Genomic DNA, 12,970 nt, shown 5'->3' on the forward strand with positions numbered 1-12,970 from the left:
AGGCTGGAATGCCCCAAAAGCGTTTGCTGCGTTCGCTAAACCACACCGGAGATGCTCGCATCTTTCCTACTCCGAAAGATTCGACTATATTGGGAGTTGAAATGAAGGAGCCGAAATGACCAGAATGTGGATTCACAAGGTCGGACTGGCGGCCATCAGCGACGGCCATTTGCTCGTTGCCAGGAAGCGTAAATCCGACATTTTTATCCTTCCTGGGGGTAAGCCCGAGGGGAACGAGAGCGATCTTGAAACCCTCGCGCGCGAGATTGACGAGGAACTGGGGTGCCGGATCGTCGATCCGTGTCTTTTGCGCGTCTTCAAAGATGTGGCCGCAGGCGTCGCCGACTCGGTCGTTGTTGTCCGCCTTTATAGCGCCACGCTTGTCGGTGAGCCGCAGCCGTGCTCGGAGATCGAAGAGCTCGCTTGGATCAATATCCGCTCGCCCCGCGCCATCCGTCTGGCGCCGAGCATCGAGAACGGAATTCTACCCTACCTCCGCAAGCGAAGACGTTCAAAGACCGGATCGGCCCGCCGAGCGCCCGACGAAGCCGTCCAGGGCTTGCTGGAGCTCATTTAACGTACCGTCATTGCCGAGAGTGTAATCGGCTGCCGCCATGAGCGCGGCTGTTCCCAGCAACTCGATTTCGTAGCGGTCGCGTATTTCGAGATCCTCCGGGCTCAGCGGTCGCAGCGTTCGCGCGGACAAGCGGTTGGCGCGTTTTTCGAGAGCGGTCTCCACGGCGACAGTCACAAGCCTGTTACCAAATGCTTCGCGATAAATTTCACTTTCCTCAGCGCAGTAGATCGCATCCACTAACGCCGTGCCTCTCGCAGACAGGACAGAGCGGATCGTCGGCAAAGCCCGACTTGCAAGAGCGCCCATTCCCTCTGCCTGACGAAGTTCGTCACGAACAAGCCTCTCACTGGCCGCCGTCCGAGGCAATTTCCGCCGTTCAACTTCGGCTGTGACAATCGCTCCGACATAAACCCGCATGCCAAAGCCGCGCTGCTCAAGGATCTCGATAGAGGTCGTTTTCCCCGCCCCAGCAAGACCGCACAGTCCAACAAGCACGGCCGCTTCAGGCGTCCGTAAGATGAGCGATGCTCAAAATGCAGAAGTCTGGACTCAGGGCCTCTTCTGAAAGCGCGCACGGACGGTCGGCCGAGGTGATGTAAGTCACGACGACCTTCTGCTCCCGACCCGTGTAGCAACCGCGCACCGGGTCGAATTCTCTCAGCAGGAGGCGATCGCCGGCGCGAAAATCGCGATCGGTGGCCCGGCGGAGGTCATGCCGTTTTCTACCCTCGGCGATTTCGGTGAAAAACGCGGTCCAGCACTTCAGCACGTGAGTGGTCGCTTCCCGCTCCCCCTCGCGTCTGAATCCCGGGGTGTTCGCCAAGCGCCGTTCAAGCATCAAGTCTCATTCCTCATGCGCCTGGAGGCGTGGTTGCATCAGTCGTAGCGGGCGCAAGATCTGTGTGGTCAAAGTTTAGCACGAACTCGCGTAACACCAAAGGCGGTTCGACGTTTTCCACGATCGTCAGGGCGGTGGTGCCCGACGTTTCGGCCGCAGACGCACACGCCGAATCGAGGAGCGGCTCGAGCTGGACATTCCGCAGTCGACCGAGCGAAATGCCGTTGGGAGTCTCCACGGACCGCGCCCATGCCTGAAGCACTGCGCAAACTTCCCCGATCATATCGTCGTTGAGGAAAAAAGCCTCGTCGCGACTGTCGAGATACAAAATGGCGGTAACTGGACTTGGCGCATAGTGTCGATGCTCAGGCTGGAGGATTGGGATCGCCAAGACAAACCTAACTTCTGGCATCATCTTGCGCGCAGCTTCATGCAGCTTGAGGTCGGCCATTCCGGCCTGAAGATCCTCAGCCTTTACATCTTTTAGCGTTCGGACGATCCGACGTGTTCGATAGGCCGCCCCAATGGTCGCAGCGGTTGCGGGAAAAGTTCTCCCGGCCGTCGCACTCGCCTTTTCCAATCCTTTTCCGAGATAGTCGCAAGCCTGCTGGAGAAGGTCATCGCCGTGGATCGAGAGCGTCCGGTGCAGAGTGACGCGAAAGTGCTTAGCTGCTGGCTGCATGCGCTCGACGACGCCGACAATAGCGCCACAGAGGCTAGTGGCGACAAGCGCCGTCGGCCCGGGCAGATATTCCTTGCGCCATTCGCGGCGCTGCTCGTCACCGATGGTGCCGGTGTCTTGTTCCCGCCCAGTATAGCCAAAATATCCGCCCGGCCACATTGGCAGGGCAGTTTGTAATCCGAAGGTTTTCGGATCGGTGCTGCGTTGCTGTTCGATGCGTCCAAACAATTTATCAGGAAGCATGCGCTTCAGATGGTCAAGTGGACGCACGCCGTGCCGCTCGATCACGGTGTCGTTCTCGATTGCAAAGCGCGCTTTCAACGCCTGCGTCTTCTCAGTCGAGGGTGCAAAGCCGCCGCATCGATAGAGTAGGAAGACGAGTAACGCGTTTTGAAAAGACATGCGGCTGGTCGCCGGCTCGAGCAGTTCCGCGACGTTGCGTACTAGGAGTTGTAGGACGACGTCCGTATCTCGTCTCAATCGCCGATCAAGCTTGGCGATTACCGCCAACATGTCATCGCGATGGGGAGATTTTTCGGACAGGAGCGCTTCAAACCGGTCGAACAAACCCGTCGCTTCATTGAGGAAGTCTTCCCGCATAGCCTTTAGTTCGGCAACGAGGCCGGCCCTGTTGCCAAAAAGCTCTTCCAGAATGCGATCCTGCCGGAATTGCGAGATACGAATGCGCAGAAGGTCGATCATCGCCCCGTCTCCCTGCCCGGACAGCAGGAACGTCCGCCGGGGCTCATTCAGGCTGGGCTGTCCGAGCGTCTCGTTGCGCCAGTAGGAAGCCTTGCTTGCTTCGAGGCCGAATCCAACCGCAAGCACGACGGCGTCAAAGACCTCCGAAGACCCACGCGCGGCGCCCTCCGTTTCGCGGATCGTACCATCGGCAGCTCGGCGCTTTTCGCCCACCCACTCGATTCGGGCCTTGCGCTTATCCTGTTCACACGGCGTAAGCTGAAGGTGTCGAGTGTTACAAAACAGATGGACCGACTCCTCGTTCTCGACTATTTGAGCCCACTCGCCCAGTACCTGAACGACAACGTCCGAAGACCTTGCCGCAGTCCAGTTAAGAACCGGAAGCATCGCGGCGCTGGCCTCGCTTCCGTCAGCGGGCCAGTCATAGATGTGCGGGTGTAGCCAGCGGGTGTCGCTTCCCTGCTGAAGCGGTAAAAGCGTGTCGCGCTGCTCGAAGATATATAGCTCACAAGCCGCCCCTTTGCGAAGCAACCCTGCTGCGAACGTCAGGCCAGCAAAGCCTGCGCCGACAACCGCAATACGGCACGGCGGATCACTCCTCTGCACGGGCACGATGCCGGTCTCGATGAGCGACCAAGCGAGATTGAGAGCCCGAGTTTGCTGACTGAGCACTGTCACCCTGCTATCGAAGGAACCGAGCGCATACAGGGCTGGCTTGTGGTCCAGCAGGTGCGAGGATGCGGTGGTGCCCGCAAGTCTATTGCGCCGTATTACGCCTTCCGAGGCTGGGATTCCGCTCATTGTACTACCCATCTGAATGCAATCTCATGCGACCGGGTCGTCTCCGGTATCGAACAGCTTTAGATGTCCACTAAAGTGCACCTACCTTTTCGTGATAACATGCCGATAAAGCCATATCAGCTCGCTGTTTCAATCGAAAAATGGATTGGGCGTTCACGCGTTCAAGATCTTCGTCGTTCGGACGGATGTTTCTTCGTCGCCAAGCCGCAACAGGTGGTACGTGACTGCCCGGGTGGCAGCTTCGGTCAGATCCGGACCTACTCGCCACCATGGCTGAGCGGCAACATCTGGTCGGGTGCTGCCGTAAGTTGCCGAACGGGCTTCGCGCTCGCGAACGGCGGCTATCACAACCTCAGGACCGAAGCCTCCAGGCCAGCGACCGACCCAATTGCGGCGACTCTGTTGAAATGAGCTTTGCCGCCTCCGTGATCCGCGCAACATAGTCAGATCGCCACCGTCGCCGGAAACGGCAAGATTGTGGCCCCATTGCGCAAGCTATCCAAAAGGTCCGACCACCATTGGGCCATTGCGACACGTTCCTTCCAGTGCGTGCCACGGTGGTAGGCGGCGCGCACCTTGTCGCTGTCACCATGCGCCAATGCCCGTTCGATGGCGTCCGATGACCACTTCCCCGATTCGTTGAGCAATGTGCTCGCCATTGCCCGAAATCCATGCGCGGTCATTTCGTTGGTGGAATAGCCCAACCGGCGTAGCGCCGCATTCAAGGTGTTCTCCGACATCGGGCGCGCCCGTGACCGCATCGACGGAAAGACGTAGCCCGCTGCGCCCGTGATTGACCGGATCTCGTTCAGGATCGCGATGGACTGGCGTGACAACGGTACATGGTGCGGCTTGCGCATCTTCATCTTCTCGGCCGGGATGATCCACACGGCAGCCTCGAGGTCGATTTCGTCCCATCGCGCGTGGCGCAGCTCCCCTGGCCGGACGAACACATGTGGGGCGAGTTGCAGCGCCCATTTTGTCATGCCCTGCCCTTCGTACCCTTCGATCGAGCGCAGGAGATTGCCCACCTCGGTGGAATCGGTAACCGCTCCATAGTGGGTGACGGTCGGCGTCGTCAGGGCTCCGCGCAGGTCGCGGGTCGGATCGGACTTGAGGCGGGCCGTGGCCACAGCATAGCGGAACACGGCGCTGGCCAGTTGCAGGGTACGCCGCGCACTTTCGAGCTTGCCGCGCTTTTCGATCTTGCGGATTGCCGCAAGGGCATCGATCGGCTCGATCTCGTGGATTGGCATCCGGCCAATCGAGGAGTCCAGCAAACTGAGCAGATATTCGCAGCGCGTTGCCGTGGCTACCGCCCAGGCCCTGTCGCCATCCCGTCGACGCTTGCGGCAATATTCGGCCGCGATGCTGGTGAAGGTGTTTTCAGCCAGCGCGCTCGCGCGCAGCTTGTCACGTTGCCTCTCGATCGCGGGGTCCTTGCCTTCGGCGATCAGGTCCCGCGCTTCGTCACGCTTCTTGCGGGCATCGCGCAGGCTCACCTGGGGGTAGGTCCCGAAGCTGAGCTTCTTTTCCACGCCAGCGTAGCGATACTTCATCCGCCAGAGTTTTCCACCCGACGGTTGGACCAGAACGAACAGGCCCTGCATGTCGCACAGCTTGTAGGCCTTCTGGCGGGGCTTGGCGCTCCGAATCGCTATATCTGTCAAAGGCATAGACCGGGCCCTTCATTGGCGTGGCCCCTGGGGTTGGGGGCCACGGACAAGAATCGGCCGGTAAATCTCGCAAAGTGGCCCCCATCTGTGAGAGCTGTCCTGGAATTCCACGCGATCCAACGAGCCGAACGACCCGAAAATTACCGCGGATTTCCTAGGGTTGCAAAGGGGGTGGGGATGTCCTGAGACCGGAAACTGGAGCGGGTGAAGGGAATCGAACCCTCGTCGTAAGCTTGGGAAGCTTCTGCTCTACCATTGAGCTACACCCGCCCGTTGTCCGGGCAGGGGCCCCATCGCATGGGGTGGGGGTTTGCGTCAAGCGGGGGTGTGGTGGGTTGGCGTGTTTAGGGTGGGGTGCCCGCATGGGTCGGGCGCAATGGTCTTGACCGGGGCCGGGCGCAGCGGGCACACGGGCGCTGCCAACTACTATGGAGGGGCCTGATGTTCAGTCACGTGATGATCGGTGCGAATGACATCGACGCTGCAAAGCAATTCTATGATGCCACGTTTGCGACTTTTGGCGTCAAGCCGGCGATTGTCGATCCCTATGGGCGGCTGGTCTATCAGGACAAAGGCCAGATTTTCATCGTGACCAAGCCGATCGACGGCAATCCGGCCTGCGGGGCTAATGGCGGAACGATCGGCTTTGCGATGACCCCCGAACAGGCCGATGCCTGGTGGCAGGCGGGCAAGGACAATGGCGGCACCGCGATCGAAAATCCCCCGGGGCCGCGCGAAGGCAGCCCGTTTTACCTTGCCTATCTGCGCGATCCTTCGGGCAACAAGCTGTGCGCGCTGCACGCGCAACGCTGATCGATCGATAAGAGTCCTGATGGCACGTTCGGGGCAGGACGCGGGATTGACCTGGCCGCGCGTCCTGCCCCACTGCGTATGCACACGATTCAAGCCTGATGCGGGAGCAGACATTGGAAACAGTTTCGACCTCGAAAGCCCATGGCGGTACGCTGGGCGTCTATCGCCACGCGTCGGCCACGACCGGCACCGACATGACCTTTTCGGTGTTTGTGCCGCCGCAGGCCGTCAGCGGCGCGCGACTGCCGGTGCTTTATTATCTCTCAGGGCTGACCTGCACCCATGCCAATGTCACCGACAAAGGCGAATATCGCCGCGCCTGTGCCGAACTTGGCGTGGTGTTCGTGGCGCCCGATACATCGCCACGCGGCGACGGGGTGGCCGATGATCCGGCCGGGGCCTATGATTTCGGGCTGGGCGCGGGGTTTTATGTCAACGCCACGGCAGACCCGTTTGCGCGCCATTACCGCATGTGGGACTATATTGCCGATGAATTGCCCGCGCTGATCGCCGCCGGGTTCCCGATCGACCCGGCGCGTGCGGGGATCACCGGGCATTCGATGGGCGGGCACGGCGCATTGACGCTGGGGCTGACCTATCCCGACCGGTTCCGTTCGCTGTCGGCCTTTGCGCCGATCGTGGCGCCGGGTCAGGTGCCGTGGGGGCACAAGGCGCTGGCGGGATACCTGGGTGACGACCGCGCGGCGTGGCGTGCGCACGATGCCGTGGCGCTGATCGAGGGTGGCCGTCGTCCGGCGGGCGACATTCTGGTCGATCAGGGCGATGCCGACGGGTTTCTGGCCGAACAGTTGCGCCCAGAATTGTTGCGCGCGGCGGCCGACGCGGCGGGCATCGATCTCACGCTGCGGCTGCAGCCGGGCTATGACCACAGCTACAACTTCATTTCGACATTCATGGAAGACCACATTCGCTGGCACGCCGCGCGGCTGTGATCCGCGCTGGCCGGGGACGTCTAGCGAACGTCCTTGGCCACCGCGTCCAGCAGGCCGTTGACGAATTTGGCCTCGCGCGCGTCAAAGAACGCGTGGGTAACGTCGAGATATTCGTTGATCACCGTGCCCACGCCGATATCGGCGCGCGCGACCAGTTCATAGGCCCCGGCGCGCAGGATCTGCAGCATGGTCTTGTCGAGCCGGGCCAGCGACCAGCCTTCGGCCAGCCGCGCTGTCAGAACGGCGTCGATTTCCTCGCGCCGGGCAATCGCGCCGCGCACCAGATCGTCGAAAAACGCCACGTCGGCGTCGAGATATTCGACATCCTCGATCTCGCGGCCCAGCCGGTGGCGGTGGAATTCGTCGATCAGCGTGGTCAGTTCGGGCGATTCCATGTCGAACTGGTACAGGGCCTGGACGGCGGCCAGCCGCGCGGCAGAGCGCGCCTTTGCTTCGATACGGCTCATATTCCCAGTCTCACTTCGATGGACCGCGCGTGCGCGGTCAGCCCTTCGGCATTGGCCAGTTCGATCGCGGCCGGGCCGATCGCGCCCAGCGCCGCATCGCCCAGCGCGATGAAGGATGTGCGCTTCATGAAATCGAGCACCGACAACCCCGAGGCAAACCGCGCACGGCGTCCGGTCGGCAACACGTGGTTGGGCCCGGCGACATAATCGCCGATCGCTTCGGGGGTCATCCGGCCCAGAAACACCGATCCGGCGTGGCGGATCTGCGCAAACAGTGCATCGGGATCGTCGGTGGCGATCTCGACATGTTCTGCGGCGATACGATTGGCCAGCGCGGGCGCCTGGTCCAGGTTGTCGACCACGATCACCGTGCCATGCCGGTCCCAGCTAGCCCGCGCGATCTGCGCCTTTGGCAACAGTGCCAGTTCGGCGTCGACCGCAGCGATCACCGCGTCGGCAAATGCGCCGTCGTCGGTAATCAGGATCGATTGCGAGGTCGGATCATGTTCGGCCTGGCTGAGCAAGTCGGCGGCAATCCACACCGGATCGTTGCGGCCATCGGCAATCACCAGGATTTCCGACGGGCCCGCGACCATGTCGATGCCGACCACGCCGAACAGTTGCCGCTTCGCCTCGGCCACCCAGGCATTGCCCGGGCCGGTGATCACGTCGACCGGGCGGATGCGCGCGGTGCCATAGGCCAGCGCGGCAATTGCCTGCGCGCCGCCGATCCGCCACACTTCGTCCACCCCGGCCAGATGCGCGGCGGCCAGCACCAGCGGATTGACCGTGCCATCGGGGGTGGGCGTGGCGATTACCAGCCGTTCAACCCCGGCCACTTTGGCGGGAATCGCGTTCATCAGCAGTGACGAGGGATAGGCCGCAAGCCCGCCCGGCACATAGAGCCCGGCGCCATCGACCGGCCGCCACACCGCGCCGAGGCGCACCCCGGTTTCGTCGGTATAGTCCCGGTTTTCCGGCAGTTGCGCGGCGTGATAGGCGCGGATGCGCGCTGCCGCGAGTCCGAGTGCGGCGCGCAAGTCGGGGGTCAGCGCATCATAGGCTTCGCGGCAGGCCTCGGCGCCGATCGACCAGTCGTGATCCGATTGCGGCACAAACCGGTCAAACCGCGCGGTATAGTCGGCGAGCGCGGCATCGCCGCGTGCGCGCACATCGGCAATGATCGCGGCGACATCGCGGGCAACCCCGGCATCGCTTTCACGGCGATCATCGACCAGCCTGTCGAACGCTTCGGCAAAACCGGCATCGCGGGTGGCAAGACGCAGCATCAGGCGGCCTTTCGCGCGGCAACGAGTTCGCGGAATGCATCGACCAGCCCGCCCAGTCGCGCGCTGTCGGTCTTGAGCGCGGCGCGGTTGACGATCAGCCGCGCCGAAACCGGCATCAGACGGCTGGTTTCCACCAGGCCGTTTTCCTTGAGCGTACGCCCGGTCGAGACCAGATCGACGATGCGGCTGGCCAGCCCCAGCATCGGCGCCAGTTCCATCGCACCGTTCAGCTTGACCACTTCGGCCTGCACGCCCAGCCGTTCGAAATGGCGGCGGGTCAGATTGGGGTATTTGGTGGCGACGCGCGCATGGCTTTCATGCGCGGCGGCGCCGCTTTCGACCAGGCCGACCGGTTCGGCCACGCTCAGCCGGCAATGGCCGATGTCGAGATCGACCGGCGCATAGAGATCGGCATAGTCGAATTCGTCGATCACGTCGGACCCGACGATCCCGGCCTGGGCCGCACCATGCGCGACGAAGGTCGCCACGTCGAATGCGCGCACCCGAATCAGCCGCACATCGGCGCGATTGGTGGCAAAGCTGAGTGCGCGCGAGCTCTTGTCGAAGAACTCCGCTTCGGGCACTACGCCTGCCTGTTCGAGCAGGGGCAGCGCTTCATCGAGGATGCGGCCCTTGGGCAGGGCAAAGATCAGCGTCGCGGTCATGACAGTCACGCGCCCTATGGCAAAGGGCCGGAAAGGGCAACCCAAGTGCAACCGACCGAGCCCAACCCTCACGTGATCCAGGCCCTGCTGTGGCAGGCCGAATATACCGTCGAAAACCGCGCCCCGATCACCGGGCGGGTGGTGCGCGCGATGCTGCCGCTGCTGACCGGGCCGACCCGCGTTGGCCACCGGCTGGCGACCTGGCCCGACAGCGCAACGAAAGATGCCCTGCCGCTGCGTCTGGCGGGGGGTATCCATCATCTGCACCTGACCGGGCGCGATGACCGGTTGGCGCCGATCTATGCCGGCACGCTGACCGATCAGCATGCCGTCGATGCCACGGTCGGCGCGGTTGTTGCCGATCACGACGATGCGCTGCTGCCTTGGCTGGATGGTCCGCCGCAGACCAACGAGGCGGGGCGGTCGGCCAGCATCATGGCGGCGCTGTTGTGGCTGTCGGCACGGCTGGGGCCGCATTTCGAACTCAACGAACTGGGCGCGAGCGCGGGGATCAACACGATGCTCGACCGGTTCCGGTTCGATCTGGGCGGGGTTACGGTCGGGCCCGAGCCATCGCCTGTGCACATCGTGCCCGAATGGAAGGGGCCTCCGCCACCTGTCGCGACGGTGACGATCGATGCGATTCGCGGGTGCGATCGCGCGCCGGTCGATCTGACCGATCCGGCGCAGGCCTTGCGGCTGAAGGCCTATATCTGGCCCGATGCGCCCGAACGGGTGGCCAGGCTCGATGCCGCGATCGCGCTGGCACAGGTGATGCCGCCCCGGCTTGACCATGCCGATGCTGGTGACTGGATCGGCGCGCGTCTGGCCGCGCCGCAGGCGGCCGGCAGCACGCGCGTGGTGTTCCATTCGATCGTCTGGCAATATCTGCCCGAGGCCACCCGCGCGGCGATCACTGCGGGGATCGAGGCCGCCGGTTCGCGGGCCAGCCCTTCGCGCCGGCTGGCCTGGGTGCAACTGGAGACCAACCGCACCACGCTGCGCCACGATTTGCGCGTGCGCTATTGGCCGGGCGGGGATGGCGAAGTGGTGCTGGGCAGCGCACATGCCCATGGCGCCTGGGTCGAATGGCTGGGGTTGGATTAAGGCCCCTCTGACCCCGTCCGTTTTCAATCCTCCCCGGCACGGGGAGGGGGATGATTGGTTCTGGATTAAACCGGCAGGCCCCAGCCACGGAACCGTTCGCGCCAGCCGCCGTGGAACGATCCCCATTCCCACACCACCACCACCAGCAAGGCGCCGTCGCAGGCCATTGTAAACCCGGTCGCGGTCCATCCGACCAGGCGGGCCGAGGCACATAGTGCAATCAGCAGCAACAACCCGATGCCGTGGCTGAGCGGGGGATTGCCGAGCGGGCTCGACATGCGTTTGAACAGCGCCAGGCTGATCAGAAACCCGCCCAGCCCGCCGCCGCATGCCGCGATCAGCGCCGGGCCTGCCACCGCATCGGGTCGGGCCATCAGCAGCGCGTCGGCCACCGCAGCGGCGATCACCCCGCCCACGATCGGCATGTGCAGATACGTATAGGCATTGCGCGCGATGCGCCCGACATCATCGCTGCGCGCGATGTACCGCGCCCCGCGTTCGGCACCGATATCGAAATAGATCCACCACATCAGCACCGAGCTGGCAAAGGCGGCCAGGAACGCCAGTGTGCGCTCCATATCGGGCACCGCCTCGGCAAACGCCGCGCCCGTCACCACGATCCCTTCGCCCAGCGCAATCAGCACGAACAGCGACGCGCGTTCGGCCATGTGGCTGCCCGAAATGTCCCAGTCCTGCGCGGTCGACCGGCCCAGCCCCGGCACCCGGAAAAACGCAAAAGGCCCGGCATATTCGATGGTCAGCGCCACGCTCCACAGCGCGAACTGGCCTCCGCGCGTGGCCACCAGCGCGCCCGCCAGCCAGAACGGCGCGGAAAACACGAACCACATCGCGATGCGCGCCATGTTGCGGCTGCCCGACGGGTTGTCGCCTGCCATCGCCCAGACCATGAACAGATTGCGCCCGAATTGCAGCGCGCCATACGTCAGCGCAAACACCAGCGCATGGTGATCGCCGTCGAACGCGCGCGGCAGCACCGCCGCCAGCACCAGACTGGCCAACATCACGAACACCAGCATCACCCGCACCGGCACTGTCTCGGGATTGGCCCAGTTGGTCGCCCACGAGGTATAGATCCACGCCCACCACACCGCCAGAAACAGCAGAACCGCCTCGGCCAGTCCCGCCACATCAAGGTGGGTGCGCATGAATTGCGAAATCTGGGTGATCGCAAAGACGTAGACGAGGTCGAAAAACAGTTCGAGATTGCTGACAGCGGCATGCCCCCCGCCATGCCGTCGCAACAGCCCGCGGGGCGTCATTCGGCCTGCGCCATGCGTTGGGCATAGCCCGAGGCCAGCTTGGCAATCTGGTCGAACAGCGCGTCAGGCGTGCGGCGCGCTTCGCCGATGGCGGCTTCGAACCCTTCGGCGATGATGATTTCACGCTCGCCTGCGGCCAGTGCCGCCAGGATGGCACTGGCCGTCGCTGCGGGGTCGAGCCCGTTTTCGATCGCCCGGTCGCTGATCCCGCGTGCCGAGCCATCGGCGGTCAGCGCGTTGCGCGACACATCGGTGCGCACCGAACCGGGCGCGACAACATGCACCGACAGGCCCGCTTCGGACAATTCGGCGCGCAAGGCATCGGCATAGCCGATCAGCCCGAACTTGGCCGCACAATAGGCGGTGCGCATCGGCACGCCGACTTTGCCCGCAACGCTCGATATCATCACGATTCGTCCCGACCCGCGTGCCACCATGCGCGGCAACAGCGCCTGCGTCAGCGCGATCGGGGCCAGCAGATCGACCCCGATGATGCGTTCATAAACGCCATAGTCGGTATCGACCGCCAGCGAGCGCTGCGAAATCCCGGCGTTGTTGATCAGCATGTCGATCCCGCCGCCGTGCTGGCAGGCCCAGTCCCACGTGGTATCGGCGGCGGCCCGCATTGCCGCATGATCGGTCGCCTCGAACGGCGCGATCAATGTCCGGGTGGGCAGGTCCGTCGCCAGCGCGGCCAGCGCATCACGGTTGCGCCCCGACAGCACGAGGTGCGCGCCCTGTCCGGCCAGCGCGCGGGCCAGCGCCGCACCAATTCCTGACGAAGCGCCGGTGATCCAGCCGACGGTCCCTGCAAAAGCCATCCTATTCCCCCGTTGCCCTATTCGTCTGGTGCGCGGGCCCGAATGGCCAGCGCATGGACGCGCTGTCCCGCAATATCGCCCAGCGCAGCGATCACCGCGCGCTGCCGCTGCAACCGCGACAGCCCGGCGAACGCCGCGCTCTCGATCACCACGGTGAAATGCGATTCGCCCGATCCGTCATGACCGGCGTGGCCATGGTGGTGCGCGCTGTCGTTGATCACGTCGAGGTGGGTGGGGGCAAACGCCGCGGTCAGCAGCGTGGTGATTTCATGGGCAATCGGTCCGTTCATGGCTTCCAT

At 63.6% G+C, this 12,970-nt stretch carries 14 protein-coding genes and 1 tRNA gene; 4 read left to right on the plus strand and 11 right to left on the minus strand.

Features of this window, described 5'->3' with window-relative positions; all coding sequences use genetic code 11:
• Positions 1 to 115: 115 nt before the first annotated feature.
• Entirely contained in the window at positions 116 to 577 is a 462-nt protein-coding gene (locus tag AQZ49_RS07315) for an NUDIX hydrolase (RefSeq protein WP_067614502.1), read from the plus strand.
• Here AQZ49_RS07315 and AQZ49_RS22220 read toward each other — a convergent pair.
• The 5 genes from AQZ49_RS22220 to AQZ49_RS07335 all read right to left on the minus strand — a co-directional run bounded on the left by AQZ49_RS22220 (position 512) and on the right by AQZ49_RS07335 (position 5,546).
• Positions 512 to 1,072: an AAA family ATPase gene (locus AQZ49_RS22220; protein ID WP_197410965.1), complete on the minus strand. Its 561-nt coding sequence runs from the start codon at positions 1,070 to 1,072 to the stop codon at positions 512 to 514. The genes AQZ49_RS07315 and AQZ49_RS22220 overlap by 66 nt on opposite strands.
• A 7-nt stretch (positions 1,073 to 1,079) precedes the next feature.
• Entirely contained in the window at positions 1,080 to 1,415 is a 336-nt protein-coding gene (locus AQZ49_RS07320; protein WP_067614504.1) for a DUF3850 domain-containing protein, read from the minus strand.
• A 13-nt stretch (positions 1,416 to 1,428) separates the two neighbouring features.
• Positions 1,429 to 3,600, minus strand: a complete 2,172-nt coding sequence (locus AQZ49_RS07325; RefSeq protein ID WP_067614506.1) for an NAD(P)-binding protein — start codon at positions 3,598 to 3,600, stop codon at positions 1,429 to 1,431.
• Between the two features lie 443 nt (positions 3,601 to 4,043).
• Complete coding sequence (locus tag AQZ49_RS07330; protein ID WP_067614508.1) at positions 4,044 to 5,276, minus strand: tyrosine-type recombinase/integrase; 1,233 nt, start codon at positions 5,274 to 5,276, stop codon at positions 4,044 to 4,046.
• A 196-nt stretch (positions 5,277 to 5,472) separates the two neighbouring features.
• Positions 5,473 to 5,546 (minus strand) — tRNA-Gly (locus AQZ49_RS07335).
• A gap of 171 nt (positions 5,547 to 5,717) precedes the next feature.
• Here AQZ49_RS07335 and AQZ49_RS07340 point away from each other — a divergent pair.
• Complete coding sequence (locus AQZ49_RS07340) at positions 5,718 to 6,089, plus strand: VOC family protein (protein WP_067614510.1); 372 nt, start codon at positions 5,718 to 5,720, stop codon at positions 6,087 to 6,089.
• A gap of 113 nt (positions 6,090 to 6,202) precedes the next feature.
• Entirely contained in the window at positions 6,203 to 7,042 is an 840-nt protein-coding gene (gene fghA, locus AQZ49_RS07345) for an S-formylglutathione hydrolase (protein ID WP_067614512.1), read from the plus strand.
• A gap of 20 nt (positions 7,043 to 7,062) precedes the next feature.
• On the opposite strand, the gene nusB is transcribed toward fghA, so the two are convergent.
• The 3 genes from nusB to hisG are packed head-to-tail and all read right to left on the minus strand — an operon-like array spanning position 7,063 to position 9,463.
• Positions 7,063 to 7,509 carry a transcription antitermination factor NusB gene (gene nusB / locus AQZ49_RS07350; protein ID WP_067614514.1) on the minus strand — a complete coding sequence of 149 codons (447 nt, stop codon included), beginning with the start codon at positions 7,507 to 7,509 and terminating at the stop codon, positions 7,063 to 7,065.
• A complete protein-coding gene (gene hisD / locus AQZ49_RS07355) occupies positions 7,506 to 8,798 on the minus strand; it encodes a histidinol dehydrogenase (protein ID WP_067614516.1) in 1,293 nt (430 codons plus the stop codon). Before hisD ends, nusB begins: the two co-directional genes overlap by 4 nt.
• Positions 8,798 to 9,463 (minus strand): ATP phosphoribosyltransferase, encoded by a 666-nt coding sequence (gene hisG / locus AQZ49_RS07360; RefSeq protein ID WP_067614518.1) that lies wholly within the window; start codon positions 9,461 to 9,463, stop codon positions 8,798 to 8,800. The genes hisD and hisG overlap by 1 nt, the downstream gene beginning before the upstream one ends.
• Positions 9,464 to 9,508: 45 nt before the next feature.
• Between hisG and AQZ49_RS07365 the strand changes: the two genes are divergently transcribed.
• Complete coding sequence (locus AQZ49_RS07365) at positions 9,509 to 10,570, plus strand: DUF2332 domain-containing protein (protein WP_067614520.1); 1,062 nt, start codon at positions 9,509 to 9,511, stop codon at positions 10,568 to 10,570.
• 65 nt (positions 10,571 to 10,635) lie between these two features.
• Here the strand turns inward: AQZ49_RS07365 and AQZ49_RS07370 are convergent, their stop codons facing one another.
• Genes AQZ49_RS07370 through AQZ49_RS07380 form a run of 3 tightly spaced genes read right to left on the minus strand, consistent with a single transcriptional unit; the run spans position 10,636 to position 12,970 of the window.
• Positions 10,636 to 11,850 carry a low temperature requirement protein A gene (locus tag AQZ49_RS07370; RefSeq protein ID WP_067614522.1) on the minus strand — a complete coding sequence of 405 codons (1,215 nt, stop codon included), beginning with the start codon at positions 11,848 to 11,850 and terminating at the stop codon, positions 10,636 to 10,638.
• A complete protein-coding gene (locus AQZ49_RS07375; protein ID WP_067614524.1) occupies positions 11,847 to 12,671 on the minus strand; it encodes an SDR family NAD(P)-dependent oxidoreductase in 825 nt (274 codons plus the stop codon). The genes AQZ49_RS07370 and AQZ49_RS07375 overlap by 4 nt, the downstream gene beginning before the upstream one ends.
• A gap of 17 nt (positions 12,672 to 12,688) precedes the next feature.
• The gene (locus AQZ49_RS07380) at positions 12,689 to 12,970 is read right to left on the minus strand and encodes a BolA family protein (protein WP_067614924.1); all 282 of its coding nucleotides are present in this window, start codon (positions 12,968 to 12,970) and stop codon (positions 12,689 to 12,691) included.

Origin of the sequence: Novosphingobium sp. FSW06-99 (assembly GCF_001519065.1) — a bacterium.
Lineage (GTDB): Bacteria > Pseudomonadota > Alphaproteobacteria > Sphingomonadales > Sphingomonadaceae > Novosphingobium.

What these genes read in the sequence shown, in the direction of transcription:
- AQZ49_RS07325 (WP_067614506.1), bottom strand. Translation starts at nt 3,600, where the DNA reads ATGAGCGGAATCCCAGCCTCGGAAGGCGTAATACGGCGCAATAGACTT.
- AQZ49_RS07315 (WP_067614502.1), top strand. Translation starts at nt 116, where the DNA reads ATGACCAGAATGTGGATTCACAAGGTCGGACTGGCGGCCATCAGCGAC.
- hisG (WP_067614518.1), bottom strand. Translation starts at nt 9,463, where the DNA reads ATGACCGCGACGCTGATCTTTGCCCTGCCCAAGGGCCGCATCCTCGAT.
- hisD (WP_067614516.1), bottom strand. Translation starts at nt 8,798, where the DNA reads ATGCTGCGTCTTGCCACCCGCGATGCCGGTTTTGCCGAAGCGTTCGAC.
- AQZ49_RS07340 (WP_067614510.1), top strand. Translation starts at nt 5,718, where the DNA reads ATGTTCAGTCACGTGATGATCGGTGCGAATGACATCGACGCTGCAAAG.
- AQZ49_RS07320 (WP_067614504.1), bottom strand. Translation starts at nt 1,415, where the DNA reads ATGCTTGAACGGCGCTTGGCGAACACCCCGGGATTCAGACGCGAGGGG.
- AQZ49_RS07370 (WP_067614522.1), bottom strand. Translation starts at nt 11,850, where the DNA reads ATGACGCCCCGCGGGCTGTTGCGACGGCATGGCGGGGGGCATGCCGCT.
- AQZ49_RS07375 (WP_067614524.1), bottom strand. Translation starts at nt 12,671, where the DNA reads ATGGCTTTTGCAGGGACCGTCGGCTGGATCACCGGCGCTTCGTCAGGA.
- AQZ49_RS07330 (WP_067614508.1), bottom strand. Translation starts at nt 5,276, where the DNA reads ATGCCTTTGACAGATATAGCGATTCGGAGCGCCAAGCCCCGCCAGAAG.
- nusB (WP_067614514.1), bottom strand. Translation starts at nt 7,509, where the DNA reads ATGAGCCGTATCGAAGCAAAGGCGCGCTCTGCCGCGCGGCTGGCCGCC.
- AQZ49_RS07380 (WP_067614924.1), bottom strand. Translation starts at nt 12,970, where the DNA reads ATGGAAGCCATGAACGGACCGATTGCCCATGAAATCACCACGCTGCTG.